Source organism: Arthrobacter ruber, assembly GCF_002954225.1.
In the GTDB taxonomy this organism is placed as follows: domain Bacteria; phylum Actinomycetota; class Actinomycetes; order Actinomycetales; family Micrococcaceae; genus Arthrobacter_D; species Arthrobacter_D ruber.
In genome coordinates this window covers 72,646-95,663 of sequence record NZ_PPTH01000014.1, presented here as the reverse complement: position 1 = coordinate 95,663, position 23,018 = coordinate 72,646, and the positions used below count along the sequence as shown (strand labels likewise).

20 protein-coding genes are annotated in these 23,018 nt (G+C 70.0%); 5 read left to right on the top strand and 15 right to left on the bottom strand.

Annotation, left to right across the window (positions count from 1 at the left end):
* Positions 1 to 27: 27 nt before the first annotated feature.
* Together CI785_RS05590 and CI785_RS05585 are read right to left on the bottom strand one after the other, a co-directional pair.
* Positions 28 to 1,191 carry a hypothetical protein gene (locus CI785_RS05590; protein WP_157940173.1) on the bottom strand — a complete coding sequence of 388 codons (1,164 nt, stop codon included), beginning with the start codon at positions 1,189 to 1,191 and terminating at the stop codon, positions 28 to 30.
* A gap of 25 nt (positions 1,192 to 1,216) precedes the next feature.
* A complete protein-coding gene (locus tag CI785_RS05585; RefSeq protein WP_105031107.1) occupies positions 1,217 to 2,044 on the bottom strand; it encodes a nuclease-related domain-containing protein in 828 nt (275 codons plus the stop codon).
* Between the two features lie 239 nt (positions 2,045 to 2,283).
* Here CI785_RS05585 and CI785_RS05580 point away from each other — a divergent pair, with 239 nt between their 5' ends.
* Complete coding sequence (locus tag CI785_RS05580) at positions 2,284 to 2,847, top strand: 3'-5' exonuclease (RefSeq protein ID WP_157940172.1); 564 nt, start codon at positions 2,284 to 2,286, stop codon at positions 2,845 to 2,847.
* 13 nt (positions 2,848 to 2,860) lie between these two features.
* Here the strand turns inward: CI785_RS05580 and CI785_RS05575 are convergent, their stop codons facing one another.
* From CI785_RS05575 to CI785_RS05540, 8 genes are all read right to left on the bottom strand, one after another.
* Complete coding sequence (locus tag CI785_RS05575; RefSeq protein ID WP_105031105.1) at positions 2,861 to 5,374, bottom strand: AMP-binding protein; 2,514 nt, start codon at positions 5,372 to 5,374, stop codon at positions 2,861 to 2,863.
* On the bottom strand, positions 5,371 to 6,513 hold the full coding sequence (locus CI785_RS05570) for an ABC transporter ATP-binding protein (RefSeq protein ID WP_105031104.1): 1,143 nt from the start codon (positions 6,511 to 6,513) through the stop codon (positions 5,371 to 5,373). The genes CI785_RS05575 and CI785_RS05570 overlap by 4 nt, the downstream gene beginning before the upstream one ends.
* A complete protein-coding gene (locus CI785_RS05565; RefSeq protein ID WP_105031103.1) occupies positions 6,510 to 8,204 on the bottom strand; it encodes an ABC transporter permease in 1,695 nt (564 codons plus the stop codon). Before CI785_RS05565 ends, CI785_RS05570 begins: the two co-directional genes overlap by 4 nt.
* Entirely contained in the window at positions 8,201 to 9,223 is a 1,023-nt protein-coding gene (locus CI785_RS05560) for an extracellular solute-binding protein (RefSeq protein ID WP_105031102.1), read from the bottom strand. The genes CI785_RS05565 and CI785_RS05560 overlap by 4 nt, the downstream gene beginning before the upstream one ends.
* A gap of 93 nt (positions 9,224 to 9,316) precedes the next feature.
* Positions 9,317 to 10,168: an ABC transporter permease gene (locus CI785_RS05555; protein ID WP_105031101.1), complete on the bottom strand. Its 852-nt coding sequence runs from the start codon at positions 10,166 to 10,168 to the stop codon at positions 9,317 to 9,319.
* A 1-nt stretch (position 10,169) separates the two neighbouring features.
* A complete protein-coding gene (locus tag CI785_RS05550) occupies positions 10,170 to 11,150 on the bottom strand; it encodes an ABC transporter ATP-binding protein (protein WP_240615025.1) in 981 nt (326 codons plus the stop codon).
* A gap of 14 nt (positions 11,151 to 11,164) precedes the next feature.
* Positions 11,165 to 12,400, bottom strand: a complete 1,236-nt coding sequence (locus CI785_RS05545) for a LolA family protein (RefSeq protein ID WP_105031100.1) — start codon at positions 12,398 to 12,400, stop codon at positions 11,165 to 11,167.
* A 165-nt stretch (positions 12,401 to 12,565) separates the two neighbouring features.
* Entirely contained in the window at positions 12,566 to 12,826 is a 261-nt protein-coding gene (locus CI785_RS05540) for a GlsB/YeaQ/YmgE family stress response membrane protein (protein ID WP_105031099.1), read from the bottom strand.
* Between the two features lie 147 nt (positions 12,827 to 12,973).
* On the opposite strand from CI785_RS05540, the gene CI785_RS05535 reads away from it, so the two are divergent.
* Positions 12,974 to 13,453 (top strand): PGPGW domain-containing protein, encoded by a 480-nt coding sequence (locus CI785_RS05535; protein WP_105031098.1) that lies wholly within the window; start codon positions 12,974 to 12,976, stop codon positions 13,451 to 13,453.
* Between the two features lie 112 nt (positions 13,454 to 13,565).
* On the opposite strand, the gene CI785_RS05530 is transcribed toward CI785_RS05535, so the two are convergent.
* The 4 genes from CI785_RS05530 to CI785_RS05515 all read right to left on the bottom strand — a co-directional run bounded on the left by CI785_RS05530 (position 13,566) and on the right by CI785_RS05515 (position 17,957).
* The gene (locus CI785_RS05530) at positions 13,566 to 14,753 is read right to left on the bottom strand and encodes a ScyD/ScyE family protein (RefSeq protein ID WP_105031097.1); all 1,188 of its coding nucleotides are present in this window, start codon (positions 14,751 to 14,753) and stop codon (positions 13,566 to 13,568) included.
* A 211-nt stretch (positions 14,754 to 14,964) separates the two neighbouring features.
* Complete coding sequence (locus CI785_RS05525; RefSeq protein WP_105031096.1) at positions 14,965 to 16,197, bottom strand: helix-turn-helix domain-containing protein; 1,233 nt, start codon at positions 16,195 to 16,197, stop codon at positions 14,965 to 14,967.
* 88 nt (positions 16,198 to 16,285) lie between these two features.
* Entirely contained in the window at positions 16,286 to 17,503 is a 1,218-nt protein-coding gene (locus CI785_RS05520) for an MFS transporter (protein WP_240615024.1), read from the bottom strand.
* A 4-nt stretch (positions 17,504 to 17,507) separates the two neighbouring features.
* Positions 17,508 to 17,957, bottom strand: a complete 450-nt coding sequence (locus CI785_RS05515; protein ID WP_105031095.1) for a hypothetical protein — start codon at positions 17,955 to 17,957, stop codon at positions 17,508 to 17,510.
* A gap of 231 nt (positions 17,958 to 18,188) precedes the next feature.
* Here CI785_RS05515 and CI785_RS05510 point away from each other — a divergent pair, with 231 nt between their 5' ends.
* Complete coding sequence (locus tag CI785_RS05510; protein WP_105031094.1) at positions 18,189 to 19,571, top strand: MFS transporter; 1,383 nt, start codon at positions 18,189 to 18,191, stop codon at positions 19,569 to 19,571.
* A gap of 14 nt (positions 19,572 to 19,585) precedes the next feature.
* Here CI785_RS05510 and CI785_RS05505 read toward each other — a convergent pair whose 3' ends face one another.
* A complete protein-coding gene (locus CI785_RS05505; RefSeq protein WP_240615023.1) occupies positions 19,586 to 20,491 on the bottom strand; it encodes a LysR family transcriptional regulator in 906 nt (301 codons plus the stop codon).
* Positions 20,492 to 20,611: 120 nt separating this feature from the next.
* Here CI785_RS05505 and mmsB point away from each other — a divergent pair, with 120 nt between their 5' ends.
* Together mmsB and CI785_RS05495 are read left to right on the top strand one after the other, a co-directional pair.
* On the top strand, positions 20,612 to 21,505 hold the full coding sequence (gene mmsB / locus CI785_RS05500) for a 3-hydroxyisobutyrate dehydrogenase (RefSeq protein WP_105031093.1): 894 nt from the start codon (positions 20,612 to 20,614) through the stop codon (positions 21,503 to 21,505).
* Between the two features lie 26 nt (positions 21,506 to 21,531).
* The gene (locus CI785_RS05495; RefSeq protein WP_105031092.1) at positions 21,532 to 23,016 is read left to right on the top strand and encodes a CoA-acylating methylmalonate-semialdehyde dehydrogenase; all 1,485 of its coding nucleotides are present in this window, start codon (positions 21,532 to 21,534) and stop codon (positions 23,014 to 23,016) included.
* Positions 23,017 to 23,018: the final 2 nt, after the last annotated feature.

Here is a 23,018-nt window from a genome sequence, read left to right as displayed (position 1 = left end):
GAGATCGGTCGCAGCGAGTGCCCTCTGCTATCCCGTGAGCCGGACGATCGAAGGATCAATCGCGTCGATGGACGCTGCTACGCCGGCAGCTGCCGCCTGCGCGAGGCACCACGTCCGGAGGCTGCCGGGAGCGAGACTGGCGAGTGCCGGGCCGCCCTTGAGGCGCTGTCCGACCAGGCTGCCGAACAACCCGATGTGGACACCGCTGTGCCGGAACTGGCCGTCCTGCAGGGCGGCGAGGAACGCGGCGCAAACGTGCTGGGCCTTCGCCTTCGACAACGGGACATGCGTGGTGACGTGGTGCTGCAGATGCGCGGTCCTCGGGGCAGCGGTGACCGCGCGGGCGGGTGTCGAGGCGGGTGACAGCAATGGCAACGGCGGTGCTGGCGCCGGAGCGGGGACCAACACGGATGGGGCGGGCACGGCAGCGGGAACCGGAGGAACGGTCACCGGCACGGCGGGGCCCGGGACTGCCTGGGTCCCAGGGCTGTCGAGCAGTGTGGCCAGTTCGACGTGGAGCGCGGCCAGCTCACGATGGATCGCTGCCATGCGGACAGCAGGATCGGGCCGTGTAGGCACCGGAGGGTGGATCTTCCGGCGCGCCGCCGAGCTGATCGAGCAACGGAAGAGTTCGGCCAGCGCTTCCACCAGGTCGATGCGTGCGCTGCCGTCGGGAACGACCAGGGGAGTGGTTACGGCTCTGCGCTCCACCATCTGGGCGACCTCCTCGAGCGATCCGTGCACCACCCCGTACCGCAGCCGTTCCCGCCGGGTTTCCCCATTGATCTGCGGTGAGTAGACGCTGGGATACAGGTTGATCGAATGCTGCTCGGCAGCCGGAAAGTACTTCCTGCAAATGTTGAGCTGCAGCGCCCGGCGCACAGCTTGAAGCTGCCTGCCCACCTGTTCCACGGGGTTGGAAACGGTGGACCCACTCGCTAGGAGCCAGGGCTTCCCCTCGTCCATCACCTGTACCACTGCGGCGGGGTACCTTTTCCACTCGCTCAGGATGAAGGTGCCCTTCAGCGAGTTGTAGAAGAGCCAGTCGACCTCGGCCACCTGCAGGCCCGGCGCGTCCACGCGGCAGTTGCTGAAGGCCCATACGTGGTCGCCCAGGAGCTGATGCAGGCGAGCCACATCGGTTTGGGCCGGCCTGTGGGCGGCGGTGTTCTTCGAAGGGAAATGGAGCACGGAGGAACTCTCGGGTCGCGAAGCGTCAGAAGGACGGCAGCACGCCGGCAACCGACGCGAGGAAGGCGACCGGAGCGGCCAGGAGCCAGCCGATCCGCCGTCGTCGTGCCTGCTCCACGAGCTGGTGCAGTGCCTCGAACGGGCCCATGATTTCCGCCGCATCACGGAGGAGGGGCGTGGTGCGCCGCCAGGTGGAGGGCTGCGCAGCGGCCGCCGACAGGAGGGCCACCTGCTCGGGGGAGTAGACGACCGGCCGCCGGGTGATCCAGCGCAGCAATTGAGCCTGGCTTAGCACCGAGACCGTCCGGTGCTTCTCCTTGACCGTCACCTGACGCGCGCCGACGACGACGATTCCGGCTGTAGCCACGACATTCTGACGGACCGCGGCCGAGAGCAGCTTTCCTGCCCGGGTCGCCTCGTGCTCGGAATTGCGGACGTACGGGTAGCGGGTCCCGGCGACCATGAAGGTGCCCTTCGCCGTCCAGATGTTCTGGCCGGGGTGGCGTTTCGCGTTGATCGTGAAGATGCCCGTGGGGCCGATCACCACGTGGTCGATGTCGGCCGACTTCTCACCCACGGGGACGGCGTGCAGGACCGTCCACTCCGGTCCCAGCGAGGCCAGCGTGCGACCGGTGGCGCGCTCGCCCAGCGCGCCCCAGTACCAGGGACGGCTCTCGGAACTCAGCGGGTGGACCCCCAGGACGCGCGCGAGAAGCCCGCGCCCTGTGCTCCGGGCGTGGGTGTCGAGGAGCTCCTCCATCACGGACTGCCCGGGTATGCGGCGCTTGAGCAGCCCCAGGGTCTCGGGCTCCACGTACGCGGCTTCGCCGTCGAGTGGTACGGCGGCGGTCATCGCCGGTGTCCGATGATCATGAGAGTCCCCTTGCGCGTCCCGCGCGAGCTGAGCCTCGCCGGGTACCACGAATCTATCGGCCGCGGGGCCGCTGCCGGTCCGCCGACCGCACGGGTTCGAGGCAGGATTCCGTCAGTGTTTCCGCACCTCGCGGACGGCGGCGCTGCGGGATCGTGCGATCTGCGGCCGGTAGGCTGTCGGAGGCCGCGGAACCAGCGGTGGGGTCTTCAGGGGGAACAGTGCACGGTCTCAACTTCACGGCTATCGACTTCGAGACCGCGAACAGCAAGCGCGGTTCGGTCTGCGCCGTCGGCCTCGCGAAGGTGCGGCACGGCGTCGTCGTCGACTCGGCGTCGTGGCTGATCAGGCCACCTCATGCGGTGGGGGAGTTCGCGCCGCGGAACATCGAGGTCCACGGAATCCGCCCTGCCGACGTCCGGACGGCTCCCCGGTGGCCCGAGAGCCTGCGGCGTATCCAGGCGTTCGCCGCCACCGACTCGTTCGTGGCGCACAACGCCTCCTTCGACCGGTCCGTGCTGCGGGGTGCCTGCACGGAGTCGGGTCTTCCCGTGCCCGAGACAGCGTTCCATTGCTCCGTCCATCTGGCACGGCGCCTCCTCGGCCTCGAGTCCCACAAGCTGCCGGATGTCGCGAAGGCCCTCGGTTTGGGCGCGTTCAGGCACCACGACGCGGGGAGCGATGCCGAGACGTGCGCGTCCGCCGTCGTCGCCATCGCGCGGAGGCACGCGCTCCATTCACTGGACGTGCTGTGGCCCGCGGCGCAGCCCGCGCGATCCCGGTGACCCCCGGCAGGACCTACGACGCGAGAATCGGGGCCCTGCGCCGCCTCCACCGTACGAACGCGACGGGCGCCCACCGGCACAGCGCCCAGTAACCGACCCCGACCGGCAGGCATCCGACGACTGCGACGACCTGGCCGAAGGGCATCAGCATCGGGTAGACGAGCCAGTGCGTGAGGTAGATGTACAGCGACGCCGCGGCGAGCCAGCCCGTGACGCGGCGCAGGATCGACGGCACGGGCAGCGCCGGCACCCACGTGATGAGCAGCAGGCCCAGCACGATGGTCACCTCACGGAGCGGCTCGTCGAAGGAACCCGGCACCGTCAGCGCGGCAAGGGCCGACACCAGCAGGCGACGCCGGGTGTCGCCGGCCCGTGCGACCGCCCAGCCGAGCACGAAGAGCCAGAAGACGGGCAGGGGCTTGGGCAGGCCGGGGTCGACGATGTCGTACCGGCTGAGCAGCGTGACAGCCAGGACACCCAGGGCGAACGCGAACGGCACGCGGCGCTCGAGCCGGTCCACCCAGGGGACGGCCAGCAGGAGCATGACCGCGACGAGTACGTAGACCAGCATCTCGACGAACCAGAAGTGCCACTCGCTGGTCACCTCCTGCGGCCCCACCATGCCGTTGAGCAGGAAGATGTTGGCGACGCTGTAGTTGTCGGTGAGGACATAGGCCACCGCGATGAAGGCGACCGACGGGACGACGATCCTCGCCAGGCTCCGAGCATGGCGCCGCAGCCGCTCGGGACGGTTCCCGGTCAGCTGGAAGCGGGCGAAGTTGAAACCGGCGACGACGAACAGCAGGTGCGCGGTATGGAACGTGAACAGCTCCACATGGGCGGCGACGATGCAGATGATCGCGACGGCCCGCAGCACGATCGACGGTTCCAGGAAGGAGATGAGCCGCCGACGCCGTGGCCTGCTGCGGCCGGACAGTTCGCCGACGGGCAGGAGATGCCAGTTGGCGGGCAGCGGCCCGAGGGCGGCCTCGAGCCGGACGGACAGTGCCACGTAGGAGAGCGAGTCACCGGAGAGCGAGACGAAGGTGTCCGTCGCACGCACATCCGCACGGTCGAGGCATTCCCCGAAGATCCGCGGCACGTCGGCGGGACCCTCCTGCTGCCGTCCTCCGTCGGCGGGAGGTACGACCTGCGCGGCCGCCAGGTTCCGGACGGCGGGATAGTCGATCTTGCCCGTGGGCAGCCGGGGCAGGCGCTCCACCGGATGCAGCGCGACCGCGGCCCGGGGCAGTCCCAGATCGGTGGCAAGCACCTTGGACAGCAGGTCCGCGTCGTGGTCACCCTCGACAGCGATGACCAGGCCGTCGTCGTCGGAACCGGTGGCGGCGGCGGTGGCGCCCAGATCGGCGAGGATCCGTTCGACCTGCCCGAGGTCCACCCGCAGCCCGGCGATCTTGACGAACCGGCTGCGCCGGCCGACCACCTCGTAGAGGCCGTTCGGGTGCCGGCGGGCGAGGTCCCCCGTCCGGAGTTCCTGCAGCTCGCGTCCGAGCGCGAGGTCGTCCGGCCCTTCGGCATAGCCCAGCATCACGTTCGGGCCGGTGTAGACCAGTTCCCCGGCGGGAAGGCCGTCGACGGGATCGATCCGGAAGGAGCCGCCGGGGACCGGCACCCCGATGGTTCCCGGGTGCTCCGCCGCCAGGTCGGGGGGCAGGTAGGCCATCCGTGCGGTGGCCTCCGTGGCCCCGTACATGACGAAGAGGTCCCAGCCCCGCCGCTGGCCGGTCTCCGCCCAGGTCCGCACCTTCTCCGGAGCGAGCCGCCCGCCCGCCTGGGTGACGTAGCGCAGGGTCGGCAGGTCCATGTCCGCGAAGCCCACCCGCTCGAGCAGGTCGAAGCTGTACGGCACGGCGGCGAAGGAGGTGGCGCCGCGCTCGCGGAAGAGGTCCCAGAAACAGGGGTCGACGACGGACAGGTCCGTGAGGACGAGACCGGCCCCGCGGGCCAGGTGGCTGTTGACCACCGACAGGCCGTAGCAGTAGGAGAACGGCAGGGTGGTGGCGGCCCGGTCGTCGGGGCCGATGCTCAGGTACCCGGCGATCGACCGTGCGTTCTCCTCGAGGTTGGCCCGCGACAGCCGGACCAGTTTCGGGGAGCCCGTGGACCCCGAGGTGCTGAGCAGCAGCGCGAGATCGGGGTGCAACTCGTGCCGGGTGCCGGGCCACCGCTCGTCGATGGCGAGCGAGCCGTTCCCGGTCCGGAGCACCACATCGGGCTCGTACCCGGAGACGAGGGACTCGAGCGCAGCGGGCTTGTCCGCCGGCACCACGAGCAGCGGGTGGCCGGCCGTGATCGCCGCCAGGTAGGCCACGAGGGTCTCCACGTCGTTGCGTGCCGCGAGCAGGACGAGGCGTCGCTCAGTGCCGAGGCGCGCCGCGACGTCGTCGACCCGCGCTGCTAGCTCGCGGTACGAGAGGGCGCCGTCGGCGGTGAGGACCGCGGGCCGGTCCCCGTGGCGGGCGAGGTCGGTGAACGTGGCCTCGGAGAGGTCCGGGTTGAGGCTCACGGTGCCACCGCGATCCTCGGGGCGTTCCCGGGCGGCGTGGTGACGGCCCGGTCACCCACGAGCAGCGTGGGCGAGGTGCCGGCGGCCACGGTCACCGTGACGGGTGTGCCGACGGGGTGGCGCACGTCGTGGGGCTGCCAGGAGCGCAGGGTCCGTCCCGAGGCGAGCCGGACGTGGTGCAGGACGAACGCCCCGTGGTACTCCACCGCGGACACCCGCGCGGTGGCGTCCGCTGACGGGCTCAGGGCCACCTCGTGGGGCCGCAGGACGACGTCGACGTCCGCGTCGCTGTCCGCCCAGCCGGGGACCGTGGAGACGATCCCGATCTCGCAGGTCAGCAGGGCGCGGTGCACGTGCGCGGGGAGGAAGTCGGCGTCACCCATGAAGGAGGCGACGAACCGGGTGGACGGTTGTTCGAAGACCTTCTCGGGAGAGTCGGCCTGTTCGATCAGGCCGTTGTTCATGACGACCACGCGGGTGCCCACGGACAGGGCCTCGGTCTGGTCATGGGTGACGAGCACCCCGGTGGTGCCGGTCTCGCGCAGCGTCGCCACGGTGTCCCGGCGGACCTGGGCGCGCAGCGACTCGTCCAGGCTGGAGAACGGCTCGTCGAGGAGGACGACGGCGGGCCGCGGGGCCAGTGCGCGCGCCAGGGCGACGCGCTGCTGCTCGCCTCCCGACAGCTCGTGCGGATAGCGGTCGGCGAGATGGGCCAGCTGGACGAGGTCCAGGAGTTCGCCGGCGCGGGACCGGCGCTCACCGCTGCGCAGGTCGTGGAGGCCGAACTCGACGTTCTTCCCGACAGTGAGGTGCGGGAAGAGGGCATGGTCCTGGAAGACGAGCCCCACCCGCCGGCGCTCCGGTTCGACGAAGCGGCGGGTGTCCGCGACGACCCGCCCGGCGACGGTGATCGTCCCGGCGTCGGGCCGTTCCAGCCCGGCGACGAGCCGCAGCGTCGTCGACTTGCCGCAGCCCGACGGGCCGATCAGCGTCAGGAGTTCCCCCGGGGGAACGACCAGGTCCATCCCCTCCACGCCCCGGGCCGATCCGTACCGCTTGGTCACTCCCTCGAGGGTGAGCGCCGGAGGGGCGCCCACTGCGTCGCGACCGGCCGGCGCACTCTTGGTCTGGGCCGTCACTGTCCTGCCTTTCCGGGAACCGTTCGATGGGCCTCGCGCCGTCGGGTCTGACCGACGAGCACGAAGACGGGGATGATGGCGACAGCCACGATGACCAGGGCCGGGAGGGATGCCTTCTCCCAGAAGTTCTCCCGCGCGAGCTCGTACACCCACACGGACGCCGTGGTGAAGCCGAAGGGCCGCAGGAGCAGGACGATCGGCAGTTCCTTGACGGCGTCGATGACCACCAGCATCAGGGCCACGGCGACCCCGGGCCGGGCGAGGGGCAGATGCACCCGGCCGAGCATGCGGCGCGGTCCGGCACCCAGGCTCAGGGCGGAAGCCGTGAGGGTGGGGGAGATCTTCTCGAGGCTCGCACTGACCGACTGGTAGGCGGGGGCGAGGAAGCGGATGACATAGGCGTAGAGGATGCCGACCACCGAACCCGTCACGATCAGCCCGGTACCCCCGGGGACGCCTGCGCGCTCCAGTCCGGCGTCGAGGGCGGCGAAGGACAGCAGGACCCCGATGCCCACCACGGCGCCGGGTACCGCGTACCCGAATGTCGTCAGCTGCGCCGCCCCGGAGACGAGCCGGCCGCCGCCGAGCCGGATGGCGTGACCGACGCACAGGGAGAGGCCGACGCACACCAGGGAGGTGACTCCTGCCACCAGCAGGCTGTTGGCCAGGTACTCCGCGAACCTGGGGTCGGCGAGGAACGACGCATCCGAGATGACCTGCCCGACCGCCCACACCAGGAGCTGTGCGACGGGGATCAGGAACCCGGCGGACAGGGCCGCCAGGCACAGGGCCGTCGCGGCCCAGGCGCGTGCTCCCCGCAGCCGCTCCGGCTCGAAGCCCTGCCGCCGGCCGCCCTGCTGGTGGTAGCGCGCCCGCCCGCGCAGGGCCCTCTCCGCGACCAGCACGGCCACGGCGAACAGCAGGACGAGGACGGCGAGCCGGGTCGCGGCATGGAAGTCGAACGTGCCCTTCCAGACGAGGTAGACCCCCACGGAGACGGTCTGCACGTTGAAGTACTGCACCGTGGCGAAATCGGTCAGTGTCTCCATCATCACCAGGGCCAGCCCTGCGGCCAGGGACGGCCGGGCGAGCGGCAGCACCACCCGCCGAAGCGCCCGGCCCCGGTTCGCTCCGAGGGTGCGTGCCGCGTCGTAGGTCCCCGAGGACTGCTCGATCAGGGCCGAACGGGCCATGAGGTAGACGTAGGGGTAGAGCGAGAGCGACATGACGATGATCGCGGCGGGCAGCGACCGTACCTCGGGAACCCACACGTCGGCCCCGAACACGGCGCGCAGGAAGGACTGGACGGGCCCGGCGACGTCGAAGACCGAGAGGAAGACGAACCCGAGGACATAGGCGGGCATCGCCAGTGGCAGGACGAGCAGCCACACCAGGAGATTACGCAGCGGGAAGCGGTAGGCGGTCACCAGCCAGGCCAGGCCTCCGCCCACCACCAGCGACCCCGCACCGACGCCGAGCATCAGGGCGAGGGTGGTGAGGATCATCTGCCCGAGGTCCCGCGGGAGGGCGGCGCTGTTGCCGAGGCCGTCGACGACGACCGCCAGGACGGGGGTGGCGACGACGGCGGCCACCGTGACGACCAGTGCCGACCACGCGGGACGCCCGACTCCGTGGGTCCGGGGGCGTCGGCGGGGCGGCCGCGGTTCGGCGAGCGCCGCCGTGTCGGTCACTTGTATCCGGCCTCGGCGAGCAGGTCGACGGCGTCGGCGTTCAGTGTCCCGTAGGCCTCGGCGTTCAGCGGCATGCGCTCGAAGTCGCCGAAGGCGGCGATGACCGGCTCGGGTTCGACGGCAGGGTTGACGGGGAATTCGTGGTTGGCGTCGACGAAGGCGTTCTGTCCGTCGGTGGCGAGCCATTCGAGGAGCTTCTGCGCGTCCTCCGGGTTGTCCGATCCCTGCACCACGCCGGCACCGGAGATGTTGACGTGCGTCCCGGCACCCTCCTGGCTCGCCCAGTACAGGTCCACCTTCAGGTCGGGGTTCTCCGCCAGGGTCCGGGCGAGGTAGTAGTGGTTGTTGATGCCGACATCGCATGTCCCGGCGTCGATGGCCTCCAGGAGGAGGACGTCGTTGCTCAGGATGGAGACCTCGTTGGCCACCCAGCCGCGCACGATCTCGAGGGCCCGCTCCCGGCCGTGGAGGTCGATCAGGCTTGCCACGAGGGACTGCGTGTAGGCGGAGGTGGCGTCCCGCATGCACAGGCGGCCCTTCCACGTCGGATCGGCGAGGCCCGCGTAGGTGTCGACCGCGTCGAACTCGGCGGGATCCACGGCGTCGGGGTTGTAGGTGACCGTGCGTGCGCGCAGGGCCAGTCCGTACCAGCGGCCGTCCGCGTCGCGGAGGTCCTCGGGGACGGCCTCGTCGAGCACGGCGGAACTGGTGGGGGCCAGTTCGTCCTGGCGCGCGCCGTTCCAGAGGTTGCCCGCGTCGACGGTCATGAACACGTCCGCCGGGGTGTCCTCACCCTCCGCCTTGAGGCGCTCGAGGAGTTCGGCGTCGTCGCCGCTGATGAACTCGACGGTGATGCCGGTCTCCTCCGTGAACTGTCCGAAGGCACCCTCGAGATCGTAGTGGCGCGCCGAATAGATCTGGAGGTCCGCGGACGAACCGCCGATGGCGCTGCACCCGGTGAGTACCGATGTCAGTGCAGTCAGTCCAACGAGGGTGGTCGTCAGGGGGCGCAGGTGCATCAGGTCTCTTCTCGGGCCGTGGGGATGTCCGTCGAACGCGAAGGGCTCGACGACCAAGGGTAGCCTAAGTTAAGAACGCAGAGCCATTCCGGGCTAGCTCAGGATGTCCTTGGTGCTGAACCGCCCGTACGCCAGCGTCCCGAACACGGCGATGTAGCCGAACTGCAGCAGGGCGTTGTCCGCGAAGGAGGTCCACACGATCGGCTCCCGCAGCAGGTCGCCGAACCCCAGCCAGTAGTTGGTGAACAGCCACGGGTGCAGCCATTCGAGCTGAGGGAGGGCGCCGAGGATCTGCGCGACGGCAGCCAGCGCGGCCGTCGCCGCCATTGCCCCGACGGGGATGGTGGTCAGCGTCGAGATGAACAGGCCGATGGCGCTGAGGCCCATGAGCGACACCGTCACGTACAGGGCGAGCAGCAGCAGCCGCACGAAGTACCCGGGGATACCCACGGTGTCCCCGGAGAGCAGAGTCACCGGACCCACCGGGAACAGGAGCGCCCCGATGATCGCACCGGTCACGACGACGGTCAGGGTCGCCACGAAGCAGAACAGGGCCGCCCCCGCGTACTTCACGAGCAGCAGTCGGAGGCGCCCCGCAGGCGCCACGAGCAAGTAGCGCAGCGTGCCGAGATTGGCCTCGCCGGCGATCGTGTCACCGGCCACGACGCCGATGGTCAGCGGCAGGAACAGGGGGATCGCGACGGTGAGCGCCGTCAGCGAGACGAACAGGCCGTTCTGCGTGATGCTGTTGAGGAAGGCCGGGCCGCGGCCGCTCGCCGCGCCGTCGGAGGAGACGCGGACGACGACGGCGATGAGGATCGGGATCAACGCCAATGCACCGATCATCGCCCACGTGCGGAGCCTGCGGAACAGGACCGTGATCTCCGAGACCACCAGCGTCAATCCGAGGGACCGACGCCCGCGGGCGGGCCGCACCTGCGCCATGTCAGCCGGCAACGTCGAACCCCTCTCCCGTCAGTGCGACGAAGCGGTCCTCGAGGGACGCGCCGCTCACCTCGAGACCCCGCACGCGCACGTCCGCGCGGACGAGGGCGGCGTTCACCGCTTCCGACTGCAGCCCGGGCACGGAGAGCTCGGCGGTCACGACGTCGTCTCGCCCGTGGGGCTCGGGGACGAGCCCGAGTCCGCTGAGGATGCGGCGCGCGTCGGCGGGATCGGGCGTGGTGATGCGAACCCGGGCGGTGCCCTGGGACCGGAGGTCGTCGAGCGTGCCCTGCGCTACGAGCCGACCGGCGCTCATGACGGCGATCATGGTGCACATCTGCTCCACCTCGGCGAGCAGGTGGCTGGAGACGAAGATGGTGGTGCCGTCGTCGGACAGGGACCGGATGAGGTTGCGCACCTCCCGCGTGCCCTGGGGATCGAGCCCGTTGGTGGGCTCGTCGAGGATCAGCAGGTCGCGTGGTGCGAGCAGGGCGTTGGCGATGCCCAGGCGCTGCTTCATGCCGAGCGAGTACGCGTGGGCCCGCTTCTTCGCCGCGTGGCCGAGGCCCACACGCTCCAGGGCTGCATCCACGCGCGCGTTCCGGGTGGAGGGGGAGGTGTGGCGGTCGGCGGCATCGAACCGCTGGAGGTTCGCGCGCCCCGAGAGGAACGGATAGATCGCGGGTCCCTCCACGAGGGCTCCCACCCGCGGGAGGACGGCGCGGGCGTCCTTCGGCATGGCGCCGTCGAGCAGCCGGATCTCGCCGCTCGATGCCGCGGCGAGACCGAGGAGCATGCGGATGGTGGTGGTCTTGCCCGAGCCGTTGGGGCCCAGGAAGCCGAATACCGTCCCGCGGGGGACGGCGAGGTCCACGCCGTCGACGGCCCGCTGCCTACCGAAGACCTTGGTGAGTCCGCGCGTCTCGATCGCCAATCCCGTGGCGCCCTCCCGCGCGGTCCGCTCGTCGTGGGCGGACCGCACGGGCACTCCCGCGGTCACCGCTGGGAGGCGGCGACGAGCTGGTCGACGCCGACGGCGCCTGCGAGGATGCGGCCGTCGTCGGTGATCAGCACCGAGACGAGCGAGGTCTGCAGTGCGCGGCCGCCGTCCACCTGGGTGAGTGCCTGCTCCAGGAGGGCCTGAGCGCCTGCCACCTCGTCGGGATCCATGCCGGGCTTGATCTCCATGATCTCGCCCATGCCCGCGGTGTCACCGGTGCCGAGGTCGAGACCCAGTCCGCCGGCGGTCCCGGCGGGAAGCTCGACGATGGTGCTCCAGCCCTCACCGATGACGGTGGGCTGCTGCTCCTCTGCGGGCATCTGGGCGGGTGCATCGGCCGGCGCCTGCCCGGCCTCCAGCTCGGCCCTGGCCTCCAGCTCGGCCCTCGCCTCGTCGGCGGTCGGTGCTTCCGTGACGGTGGCACCTGCCGGCGGAGTGAACTCGAAGATGTCGGCGTCGGGGGCGCCGAAGTCCACGGAGCTGAAGCCTGCGGAGAACGCCGGCTCCTCCTGGCCCTTGGCGAGCACGGTGACGTTCAGCGGGACGCCGGTCTCGGAATCGACGCTGACGGTGATGGAGCCGACGAGGGTCGCCTCGTCCTCGGGGGTGAGGACGAGCTCGTAGGCGCTGCGACCGGCCACGCGGCTGGTGCCGTCCACCCTGATGTCGGTGCCGGGATCGATCGTGGCGAGGACCACCTCGGCGACCTCGGCAGGCGTCCGGGGAAGATCCTGCAGCTCGGGGTACTCGGCCGACTTCTCCTGCAGCTTCGCCTCGAGTTCGGCCTTCGCCGCCGCCTTGTCCGGCAGCACGGCGTGGGCGGCCTCGTTGGACTCGGAGTCGTAGTACCAGACATCGTTCCCGTTGACGACGACGTCGCGCTGCGCCAGCTGGTCGAGCACCTGGACGCGTGCCCTGTCCGTCCCGTCCACGTACACCTGGGCCGTGTGCTCCCCGGTCAGGAGTTCGAGGGCCATGGAGGTCGGGTCGGAGCTGGAGGTGCGGCCCGGGGCGTCGACCGCCCCGAGATCCGGGAGGCCGAGGTCGGAGGACTGCTCAACGGTGCCGGAGTAGGCGTCGTCGGTGCTGGTGGCGACGAACTCGAGGAGCTCCTGCGCGGTCTTCGCGGGCAGCTGCGGTTGGGCTTCGGCGACAGCGGAGCCGCTGACGGCGGCGGTGACGATGACGACCGGAACGATGCCGGCAGGAAGCCAGCGCCAGTTCTTGTTCATGATTGAGCCTTCCGAACGGATCTGTGCCCCATCTGGCGCCAACGCTACACCTGCAGGCTGGGAGTTGGGCACGGGTACATCGGAGAACGAGCGGGGCGGCCGGGACGTGCCCCGGATACGAGAGAAGGGCGGCCGAAGCCGCCCTTCCCGTGGAGTGGAGAGCTCCTAGCGCGTGACGCGGCGGCGGCCGGCAACCGACTCGGCCACACCGATCAGCAGCACGGCGGCGATGACCGACACGATGAAACCGAAGACGTTGAGCTCGAAGATGTCGCCCGTGCCGAGCAGGCTCGCGATCGAGCCGCCGATGACGGACCCGACGAGGCCGAGCAGCAGCGTGGCCACCAGCCCCAGGTTCTGCTTGCCGGGCTTGATGAGGCGTGCAAGGGCGCCGATGATGAGCCCCGCGACGATGAAACCGATCATGATGAATCTCCTTGTACTCGGCCCGCTGTGCGCGGGAAGCCTGGGGTCCTGGTGGTGGCAAGGGTGTGGCCCGGGTCTGCCGGGCGTTGCCAAGGACGGCTCTTGCATCAAGGATAGAGGAATGCGAAGCCTACTGAGTAATTGGTGATGGCAGGACCCGAGCGCCGCCGTCCCCGGGGCGCCCGATTCGCGGGGCGGACGAGGCCCCACGGCGTCAGCCGCATCGTCGGGCTGGTGGTTGGCTGGCTGCTGGTGCTGATCGGGTTGGCGGCCCTCGTGCTGCCAGGCCCCGGGCTCCTGGCCCTCGTCGCGGGGCTCGCCGTGCTCGCGCAGCAGTACGAGTGGGCGCGGCGCTGGCTGCAGCCCGTCAAGCAGAAGGCCTTCGCGGCGGCGGCACAGGGTGTGAGGACCAGGACGGCCATCGCGCTCAGCTTCACGGGCGCCCTCGTGCTGATCCTGCTCGGGGTGCTGTGGGGAGTGAATCCGCCCATGCCGTCCTGGTGGCCGCTCGACGAGCGCTGGTGGCTGCCCGGCGGGTGGAGCGTCGGTTCGAGCCTCATCCTCTCCGGGGTGCTGGCGGCCGGGTTCATCGTCTACAGCATCCGGCGCTTCCGGCCTCAGCACTGACCAACCAGCGCTGACCGACCCAGCACCGACCGACGGAGCACTGATTTCCCGAGCATTCATGGCACCCATGGCGACGGCGCGCCCCGAGCGGGACGCGCCGTCGTCGGTGGTGCTACTTGCGGCCGTACTCCAGGCGGGTGCGCTCCAGCGCACCCTGCGGTGCCGGGTCGCACGGGGGATCCGTGACCACCTCGGGGCTACAGGGCAGCGCGTTGGTGGTTGCATAGAGGTACTTGCCGTCCACCTCGACATCCGCAGGTAGCACAGCCTCCGTGAAAGGCACTGCCTCGTCGGTCCCCGCCGGCACCACCAGGATGCGGTTCGCGAACAGTTCGGCGATGAAGAGATTCCCGCGCCGGTCGAACGCCAGACCGGTGGGTGTGTTCAGCCCGGCGACGACGACGTCGACGTCGCCCGATCGCGGATCGAAGCTGCGCACGGAACCCGACCCCGGGGCCTCCGGAGTGCCCGGCAGTGACGTCAGGTACAGCAGGCCGGCGGGGCCGAACTCGATGTCCGTGGGGACGGGCTCCGCGTTGAACGTCGCGCCGACGACACATTCGGGCAGGGCGAAGCCCTGTTCCGCGAGGGAGGCGACGAGTTCGGCGGTCACCAAGGTGGGAACCGGCTCGAGCACCGTCGCGTCCACACTGCCGCGGCGCGTGTCCACGGTGAAGATGGCGTTAGCTCCGGCATCCGCGACGTACACGTAGCGTCCGGAATCCGATACCGCCGTGGCGTAGGGGTGTGAGTAGGCCTCGCCCCCGTGCGGCAGGGCGATGGGGGCAAGGTCGGCCGGGATCCGACTCGCGCATTCGGCGGGGAGGCCCTGGAAGCCGTACTCGTTGCCGGCGTCGTAGTTGTATTCGGTCTCGAGCGCGGCGAGGTCCGCGAGCACGCGCGTCTCCCCGTCCTCGAGGACGCTCACGTTGGCGACGTATGGAGCTTCGGGGTCCTGCGGTCCGCCGGAACTCTCGGTGAAATACACCTCGCCGTGTCGGGTGGAGACCCCACCGATCTCGATGCCCGGTCTGTCCAGCAGGGTGGTGATCTCGCCGCTGCGATCCACCCTGGTGAGCTTGCCGCCCAGATTCTGCGACACGTAGGCGGTGTTGCCGCGGCCGACAGCCACGCGGAGCGGCCCGAGGAGGCCGGTCGCGAGTTCGCTGGATTCACCTGCAGTGACTGATCGTCCGCCGTCGTGATAAGGGTCTGGTGAAGTCGCGATCGCGGCGCCTGCGGTGGACGTGAGGGTGACGGCGAGTGCCGCCGCCACGATGGATGTACGGGTACCTCTCATGGGCCTGTCCTTCGGTGCGAGGAAGTGTCGAGACGCTCTGACCGGCTCCAGCACCGAGCGGCGGCTCCGCCGCCGTATCACCCGCACAACCCGCGGGTCCCCGCGGCTGACGGCGGTTAAGAGAGTAGGACGGGCTTCGCAGGGTGTCCATGGGGAGGACCGAAAAAGTCCATGCCCGGTGCACGAGGTGCAGGAGAGGCTGTTTGCTCCATCACGCCCGGTTCCGCAGCGCCCGCGCCTGCTCCAGCAGTTCGCGCTCCTTCTCGTCGGCGCCCGCCTCCGCGTAGAGGTGGGCGGCCGCCGTCAGGTGGCGGGCGGCCTGGGTGGGGGAGCCGCTGGCAGCGTGGTACTGGCCGAGGCATTCCTCCAGATCGGTCGTCGCCTCGAAACCGAGCAGGGCACGCTGTTCGTCGACGATGTCCAGCAGCTCCTTCGCCGTCCCCGGCTCAGCGGTCAGCAGGGCGAGGCGGGCCTGCACGAGGCTGAGCTCCAGGCGGTGGACAGGGCTGCCGACCAGCCTGAATCCCAGGTCCGCGTGGGTCAGCGACTCCCGGACGGAGGGGTCCACGATGCCGGCCTTGAGCTTGAACTCGGCGCTCGACTTGTGGAACTCCGCCCACGTCTCGAGGTCCGACTGCGGCAGCAGGAGCCGTGCGGCGAGGGCGTACTGTTCCTGTCCCACCTCCACGTCACCGCGGCGGAACGCGACGTTGCCGATCGCCCATGCTCCGCGCGCGATCAGGAGCGACGGCACGGTGGGTGCTGCATCCGCGATGTTGAGGCTGGTCGCCACCTCCCAGGCCTCGTCCAGGTCACCCTTGACCGCCAGGGCGGCGATGAGGATGAAGGCCGCCTGCAGGCGCGCCGGAGCCTGGTCGGGCAGTTCGGCCGCGGATGCAACCGATGCCTGGGCGAGGTCGAGGGCCTCGAGCAGGCGCCCTGAATTGCGGGCGATGGTGGACAGCCGTCCCTGCACCACGGAGCGCAGTTCGGGGGTGGGCGCCATCAGCGACCGGTTGTCCATCTGCAGCAGGACGCCCTCCGCCTCCTCCAGCCGCCGGAGCGCGATGAGCGACTGCGCCCGCAGCATCGACATGTCCCACCAGGCCGGCCCGTTCCGCTGCTCGTAGGCGACGCTCGCGGCGTACTCCGCCTCGGAGGCGGCCAGGGCGTCGTCCTGCATGTCGCGGGCGTAGTTGGCAGCGAACATCGCCGTGGTGAGCGCCGGCTGGTCCTCGGCGGACGGCGGCTCCACCCACCAGTTCAGGGTCTGCACGTCCATTCCCAGGAGCGTGGCGAAGTGCTGCACCATCTCCGGGGTGGGCTGGCGGAATCCACGCTCCAGCAGGGAGATGAAATGGGTGGAGTACACCCCGGCGCCCAGTTCGGCCTGTGTGAGCCCCTTGGCGCTGCGGGCCTGGCGCAGCAAATCACCGAATCGCATTTGTTCCCCATCCCCCGAGCGTGCGTGCTCCTTATTGTCTAACAGATGCTCCGGACACTATGACGCACGGCATATCCCGTACTGCGCATCAGAGGCGGCGGGGCGGGACCCGCCGGGGGAGCACGGGCGAGGCCAACAGGGTCAGGATGCCCGCCAGCGGGACCACGATCAGGCCCACGCGCAGCGACGACGCGTCCGCGACGGCGCCGACGATCGGGGGCGAGAGCAGAAATCCCAGGCGCAGTAGCCAGCTGATCACGGTGAGGCCCGTGCCGGGCCGGAGCCCGGGCAGTTCATCCGCCGAGTGCATGGCCGCGGGGACGAGGGTCGCGACGCCCAGGCCGGCCAGTCCGAAGCCGACGATGGTCAGCGGGATGGACGGGAAGAGCAGGGCCGTGCCCATGCCGATTGCCGCCAGGGCACCACCGGCCTGGGCGACGGCGCGCTGGCCGAACCGGTCCACAAGGCGGTCCCCGAACAGGCGCCCCACGAACTGGAGCCCGACGAGCGCCACGAACCCGAGCCCTGCGACGGTGGGCGCGGCGCCGAGGGAACCGGTGAGGTAGACGGCCGCCCAGGTGCTCCCGGCGTCCTCCACGAGTGCCCCGGCGATCCCCACCACCACCAGGGCGGCAAGGATGCCGACCGTCACCGTCCGGCGTCGTGCCCTGCCGCTGCCCGGCTCCACGGATGCGTCGCCCGCCGGCTCCGACGGTTCGGGGCCGGGGAGGAGGAGGTGGTAGCAGGCGAGCGTGAGGATGCTGAAGAGCACGAACGAGACCGTCAGGTGCAGCCCGCGCGGAACGGCGAGCCCTGCGGCCGCCGCACCCATCAGACCGCCCAGCACCGCGCCGATGCTCCAGACCGCGTGGAACGAGTTGAGGATGGAGCGGCGGTACAGCTTCTGGACGCGCGGGCCGTGCGAGTTCTGCGCCACGTCGGTGATGGCGTCCATCGCCCCGGCGAGGAACAGGGTGGCAGTGAGGACCGCCCACGACGGCGCGATGCCGGCCAGCAGGATCGACAGGCCGATGAGCCACGTGCCCGCCGTCGCCACGCGCGAGGACCTGAAGCGGCGGACCAGGGCACCCGAGGCGAGGCCCGCCACGATGGCGCCGAGGGGGAACGCCGCCACCGCGACGCCGAACGCGGCGTTGCTCAGTTCCAGTCCGTCCTTGATGGCGGGGTAGTGCGGGAGGAGGTTCGCGAACATCGCCCCGTTGGTCAGGAAGAGCACGCTGACGGCGAGACGGGCGCGGCCGAGCCGCTGCGCCGGATAGGGCGCCTCGGCCGCGGGACGGGTCACCGAGTCAGGCCTCGGGTGGCAGCGCCTCGTGGTGCTCCTTGCCCTTGGTCCGGCGTTCCTCCTTCATCTCCGCCTCGAACAGGTGGCGCTTGCCCTCCACGAGGGTGTCGCGGGCCTCCTTCTCGAAGGCCTTGAACTCGGCGTAGTAGTGATCGTCGTAGTCCTCCATGATCTGGAAGGTCCAGCGGCCCTCGATCACGTTGCGGCCGATGATCTCGCGCGCGAGCTTGTCCGCGAGCTCGGTGTGACCGGCCTTCCGGAACAGCTCCTCGGCCTCGGACAGGTTGAGGTCCGCCGTGCCGGTGAGGCGGTGGAAGTTGTAGAGGAAGCCGCGGGCGTTCTCCACGACCTCGAGGGCCTCGGAGAGCTTACCGAGCGCCTCGACCGTGGTGTCGGAGACGCCCTCGGGGCGCTGGTGGGTTGCGTCGGGACCGGGGGTGTCGATGGTAGCCATACTTCGTACCGTACCCAGCGGGTCGGCGCTCAAACAGCCGCTACCGCCTACCGGGAGCCGGGGAGAGGTGTGCGTAAATGCAGAAGTGCTCTGCACTAATCGGCGTTGATCACCCTGCCCGCGAACGCGATACTCATAACGCCCCGGTGTGCCCTGTGTCACAGGCCGCACCTGTCAGCGGAGCCGGTCACGGCACACCGTGTCAACGAGGACACCGAAGGAGTAGCCCGCATGAGTTCAGCGCAGCACACACCACCGTCGCGGCAGGAACCCGACGTCGAACAGTCGGGACTGAAGAAGGTCGTCGTCGCGTCGATGGCCGGCACCGTGGTCGAGTGGTACGAGTTCTTCCTCTACGCGGCGGCCGCCACCCTCGTCTTCGCGACCGTCTTCTTCCCCAGCGCGGACTCCGAGCTGGACGCCATCATCGCCGGGTTCCTGACCTACGCCGTCGGCTTCGTGGCGCGGCCCATCGGCGGCATCGTCTTCGGCCACTTCGGTGACAAGTACGGGCGCAAGCAGCTCCTGCAGCTGAGCATCATCCTCGTGGGCGTCTCGACGTTCCTCATGGGCTGCCTGCCCACCTTCGATCAGGTGGGCTACTGGGCGCCCGGCCTCCTCGTGGTGCTGCGCTTCATCCAGGGCTTCGCCGTCGGCGGCGAGTGGGGCGGGGCCGTCCTGCTGGTCGCCGAGCACAGCCCCAGCAGGAGCCGCGGCTTCTGGGCAAGCTGGCCGCAGTCGGCCGTCCCCATGGGCAACCTGCTCGCCACGGGCGTGCTGTTCGGCCTCTCGGCCGTCCTCGACGAAGCGTCCTTCCTCGGCTGGGGCTGGCGCGTGGCGTTCTGGCTCTCGGCCGTGATCGTGATCGTCGGCTACTACATCCGCACCAAGGTCAACGACGCCCCGATCTTCCTCGAAGCACGCAAGGAGGTCGTCGAGGAGGCCAAGGGCTACGGCGTCGTCGAGGTGTTCAAGCGCTACCCCCGGGGCGTGTTCACCGCCATGGGCCTGCGCTTCGCGGAGAACATCCTGTACTACCTGGTGGTCACCTTCAGCATCACCTACCTCAGCACCGTCGTGGGGGAGGACCGCACCCGGATCCTCCTGCTCCTGCTCGTGGCGCACTTCCTGCACTTCTGCGCCGTGCCGATCGTGGGACGCTACTCGGATCGGTTCGGCCGGAAGCCCGTGTACCTCGCCGGCGCGGTGCTGGGTGGAACGTGGGGCTTCTTCGCCTTCCCGATGATGGACACCGGGAACGACCTCATCATCCTGCTCGCCGTCACGATCGGCCTGTTCTTCCACGCGCTCATGTACGCGGGGCAGCCGGCCATCATGGCGGAGATGTTCCCCACCCGCATGCGGTACTCGGGCGTCTCGCTGGGCTACCAGGTCACCTCGATCGTCGCCGGATCGCTCGCGCCGATCATCGCGACGACGCTGCTGCGCGATTACGGCTCCTCCACGCCGGTGGCCGTCTACCTCCTGCTCGCCTGCTGCGTGACCGTCGTCGCGGTGCTCGTGCTCAAGGAGACGCGCGGGATCTCGCTCCAGGACGTCGACGAGGCGGACGCCCGCGGGACGGCGGATCTCCTCGCCAACTCGAAGAAGTAGCCGCGGCGTCGGTATCAGGCGTCGAGCTCATGGGCGCGGTCCGCGATCTCCTGCCGGATGGCCGCGACCGCGCCCTGCACGGCGGCCGACCGGAGCGATTCGGGGCGGGCGACGGCCCAGATGGGCAGCTGCCGGTGGAAGTCGTCGTGCAGGACGGGCAGGAGTCCGCATCCCGCGGGCACCATGAAGCTCGGCAGCAGTCCGAGGCCCGCGCCCGCGTGCACCGCCTCGATCTGGGCGAAGATGCTGGTGGACTGGAAGGACGTCGCCGGCAGGGGCAGCTGCGACGAGCGGTGGCCCAGCTCCGGGACCTGCAGCGCGGACTCCACGTAGGAGACGAAACCGTGGTGCCGGATGTCCTCCAGCCGCTCGGGCAGCCCGCGCCGGTCCGCGTAGGCGGAGCCCGCGTAGAGGCGCAGGAAGTAGTTGGTGAGGAAGATCGGCTCGGCGTTCACGGTCCCCGTGCGGCCCACGACCACCTCGAGGTCCACGCCGGAACGGTTCCGGCTGGCCTTCCTCGTGGCGCTGAGGATCTCGACGTCGAGCCTCGGGTTCTGCCGCTGCACACGGACCATCGCCGGCGTCACGAAGCGCGCGCCGAAGCCGTCGGGGGTGCTGATGCGCACCAGGCCCGTGAGGGCGTCACTGTTCGAGAGCCGGGCGTCGAGCTCCCCCAGGCTCGCCTCGATCGCCTCCGCGGCGGCCACGGCGTCGGTCCCGAGCGCCGTCAGCTCCCACCCCTGCGGCGTGCGTTCGAGCGTCCGCCCGCCGAGCTGCCGGTCGAGGGCGAGGATGCGCCGGGAGATGGTGGTGTGCGTGGTCCCGAGCGACTCCGCGACGGCATTGAAGCGGCCCAGGCGGGCGACCGTCAGGAGGATGAGGAGATCGTCGGGGCTCGGCAGGCGCTTGGGGTCGACCACGGCATCCTTCCCTGCGACTGTGCAGAAATGTTCATGAGATCTGTGATTTCTTCCCTTGATCGCACTGTAGCAGCGGGAGAAGGTTGACCGGATGACACCCACGAGCAAAGGAGCTTGACCATGGCAACGATCGGCTGGATAGGACTCGGGAACATGGGTGGCCCCATGACGGCCAACCTCGTGCAGGCCGGCCACACGGTGAGGGGCTTCGACCTCAACCCCGGCGCCGTGGCCGCGGCCGAGGCGGGCGGCGTCACCTCGGTGGCCGGCATCGAGGACGCGGTGAAGGGGGCCGACGTCGTCTTCACGATGCTGCCCAAGGGCGAGCACGCCCGAGCGGTCTACCTCGGCGAGGACGGCGTCCTCGCGCACGCCGACACCTCGACGCTCCTCGTCGACTCGTCCACGATCGACATCGAGTCGGCAGCAGCGCTGCACGAGGCTGCCGCGGAGAAGGGCTTCCGCTTCGTGGACGCCCCGGTATCCGGCGGGATCAGCGGAGCGAAAGCAGGCACGCTCACCTTCATGATCGGGGGCGAGGAAGGCGCCGTGAAGGACGCGACCGCGTTCATCGAGCCCATGGCGAGGAACATCATCCCCACCGGCGGGGCGACGACGGGGCAGGCCGCCAAGATCTGCAACAACCTCATGCTGTTCATCAACCTCGCCTCCACGGCGGAGGGTGCGGTCCTCGCGGACCGCCTCGGCCTCGACAAGCAGGTGTTCTGGGACATCGCCTCGGTGTCCTCAGGCGACAGCTGGGCCCTGCGCACCTGGTACCCGGTGCCGGGCGTGGTCGAGACCGCGGCGTCGAACAACGACTTCGCGCCGACCTTCACCACCGAGCTGGCCAACAAGGACATCGGTCTCGCCATCGCCGCCGCCCGGGACACCGGGACCCCGCTCGAGATCGGCACGCACGTGCAGCAGCTCTTCCAGCGCCTCATCGACGAGGGTGAGGGCGGCAAGGACTGCTCCATGATCATCAAGCTCGTCGACGGCTCCCTCCAGTAGCTCCCACCAGGAAACGAAGGATCCCCATGCAGCAGATACCGCACTACATCGACGGACGGCGCGTGGCCGAGGCCGAGCGCTTCGGCCCGGTCTTCAACCCGGCCACCGGCGAGCAGGAGAAGGAGGTGGCCCTGGCATCGGCGTCGCGCATCGACGAGGCCGTCGCCGCGGCCCAGGCGGCACTTCCCGGCTGGCGTTCGGCGAGCCTCGCCAAGCGCGCGGCCGTGTTCTACCGCGTCCGGCAGCTGCTCACCGAACGGAAGTCCGAGCTGGCAGCCATCCTCACGAGCGAGCACGGCAAGGTCCTCTCGGACGCGGAGGGCGAGATCTCCCGCGGCCTCGAGAACATAGAGTTCGCCACCGGTCTCTCCCACATGCTCAAGGGTGAGCGCTCCGAGCAGGTGTCCTCCGGCGTCGACGTCCACTCCATCCGCCAGCCGGTGGGGGTGGTCGCCTGCATCACGCCGTTCAACTTCCCCGCGATGGTGCCGCTGTGGATGATCGGCAGTGCCATCGCGTGCGGCAACACCGTGCTGCTGAAGCCGAGCGAGAAGGATCCGTCGTCGTCCGTGTTCATCGCCGAACTCTTCACGGAGGCGGGCCTGCCCGACGGCGTCCTGAACGTGGTGCACGGCGATCGTGAGGCGGTGGAGGGCATCCTCGACCACCCCGGCGTGAAAGCGGTCAGCTTCGTCGGCTCGACACCGATCGCGAAGACGATCTACGCGCGGGCCGCCGCGAACGGCAAGCGCGTCCAGGCGCTCGGCGGCGCGAAGAACCACATGGTGGTCCTGCCCGACGCCGACCTCGACATGGCCGCTGACGCCGCCATCTCCGCCGCGTACGGGTCGGCGGGGGAGCGTTGCATGGCGATCAGCGTCATGGTGGCCGTCGGCGACATCGCCGACGACCTCGTGGAGGCCGTGCGCTCGCGCATGGAGAGCCTGAGAATCGGCCCGGGGACGGATCCGGCGTCCGAGATGGGCCCGCTCATCACGGCCGAGCACCGCGACCGCGTGGCGTCCTACGTGACGAACGCGCCCGCGGAGGGCGCCACCGTCGTCGTGGACGGGACGCAGCAGCAGTTCGACTCCGGCGGCTTCTTCATCGGCGTCTCGCTCGTGGATCACGTGAAGCCGGGCATGAAGGTGTACGACGACGAGATCTTCGGCCCCGTGCTGTCCGTGGTCCGCGTGGACACGTACGCCGACGCGGTGCGGCTCGTCAACGAGAACCAGTACGGCAACGGCGTCGCCATCTTCACGCGCGACGGCGGTGCGGCCCGCCAGTTCGAGGTCGAGGCGGAGGCCGGGATGGTCGGCGTGAACGTGCCGATCCCCGTGCCGGTGGGTACGTACTCGTTCGGCGGCTGGAAGGACTCGCTGTTCGGCGACACCCACATGTACGGGCCGGACAGCATCCGGTTCTACACGCGCGGCAAGGTCGTCACCACACGGTGGCCCGATCCGTCGACGTCGAAGATCGACCTCGGCTTCCCCCAGGTGGACTGAGC

What these genes read in the sequence shown, in the direction of transcription:
- CI785_RS05585 (WP_105031107.1), bottom strand. Translation starts at nt 2,044, where the DNA reads ATGACCGCCGCCGTACCACTCGACGGCGAAGCCGCGTACGTGGAGCCC.
- CI785_RS05560 (WP_105031102.1), bottom strand. Translation starts at nt 9,223, where the DNA reads ATGCACCTGCGCCCCCTGACGACCACCCTCGTTGGACTGACTGCACTG.
- CI785_RS05555 (WP_105031101.1), bottom strand. Translation starts at nt 10,168, where the DNA reads ATGGCGCAGGTGCGGCCCGCCCGCGGGCGTCGGTCCCTCGGATTGACG.
- CI785_RS05545 (WP_105031100.1), bottom strand. Translation starts at nt 12,400, where the DNA reads ATGAACAAGAACTGGCGCTGGCTTCCTGCCGGCATCGTTCCGGTCGTC.
- CI785_RS05540 (WP_105031099.1), bottom strand. Translation starts at nt 12,826, where the DNA reads ATGATCGGTTTCATCGTCGCGGGGCTCATCATCGGCGCCCTTGCACGC.
- CI785_RS05535 (WP_105031098.1), top strand. Translation starts at nt 12,974, where the DNA reads ATGGCAGGACCCGAGCGCCGCCGTCCCCGGGGCGCCCGATTCGCGGGG.
- CI785_RS05530 (WP_105031097.1), bottom strand. Translation starts at nt 14,753, where the DNA reads ATGAGAGGTACCCGTACATCCATCGTGGCGGCGGCACTCGCCGTCACC.
- CI785_RS05525 (WP_105031096.1), bottom strand. Translation starts at nt 16,197, where the DNA reads ATGCGATTCGGTGATTTGCTGCGCCAGGCCCGCAGCGCCAAGGGGCTC.
- CI785_RS05515 (WP_105031095.1), bottom strand. Translation starts at nt 17,957, where the DNA reads ATGGCTACCATCGACACCCCCGGTCCCGACGCAACCCACCAGCGCCCC.
- CI785_RS05510 (WP_105031094.1), top strand. Translation starts at nt 18,189, where the DNA reads ATGAGTTCAGCGCAGCACACACCACCGTCGCGGCAGGAACCCGACGTC.
- mmsB (WP_105031093.1), top strand. Translation starts at nt 20,612, where the DNA reads ATGGCAACGATCGGCTGGATAGGACTCGGGAACATGGGTGGCCCCATG.
- CI785_RS05495 (WP_105031092.1), top strand. Translation starts at nt 21,532, where the DNA reads ATGCAGCAGATACCGCACTACATCGACGGACGGCGCGTGGCCGAGGCC.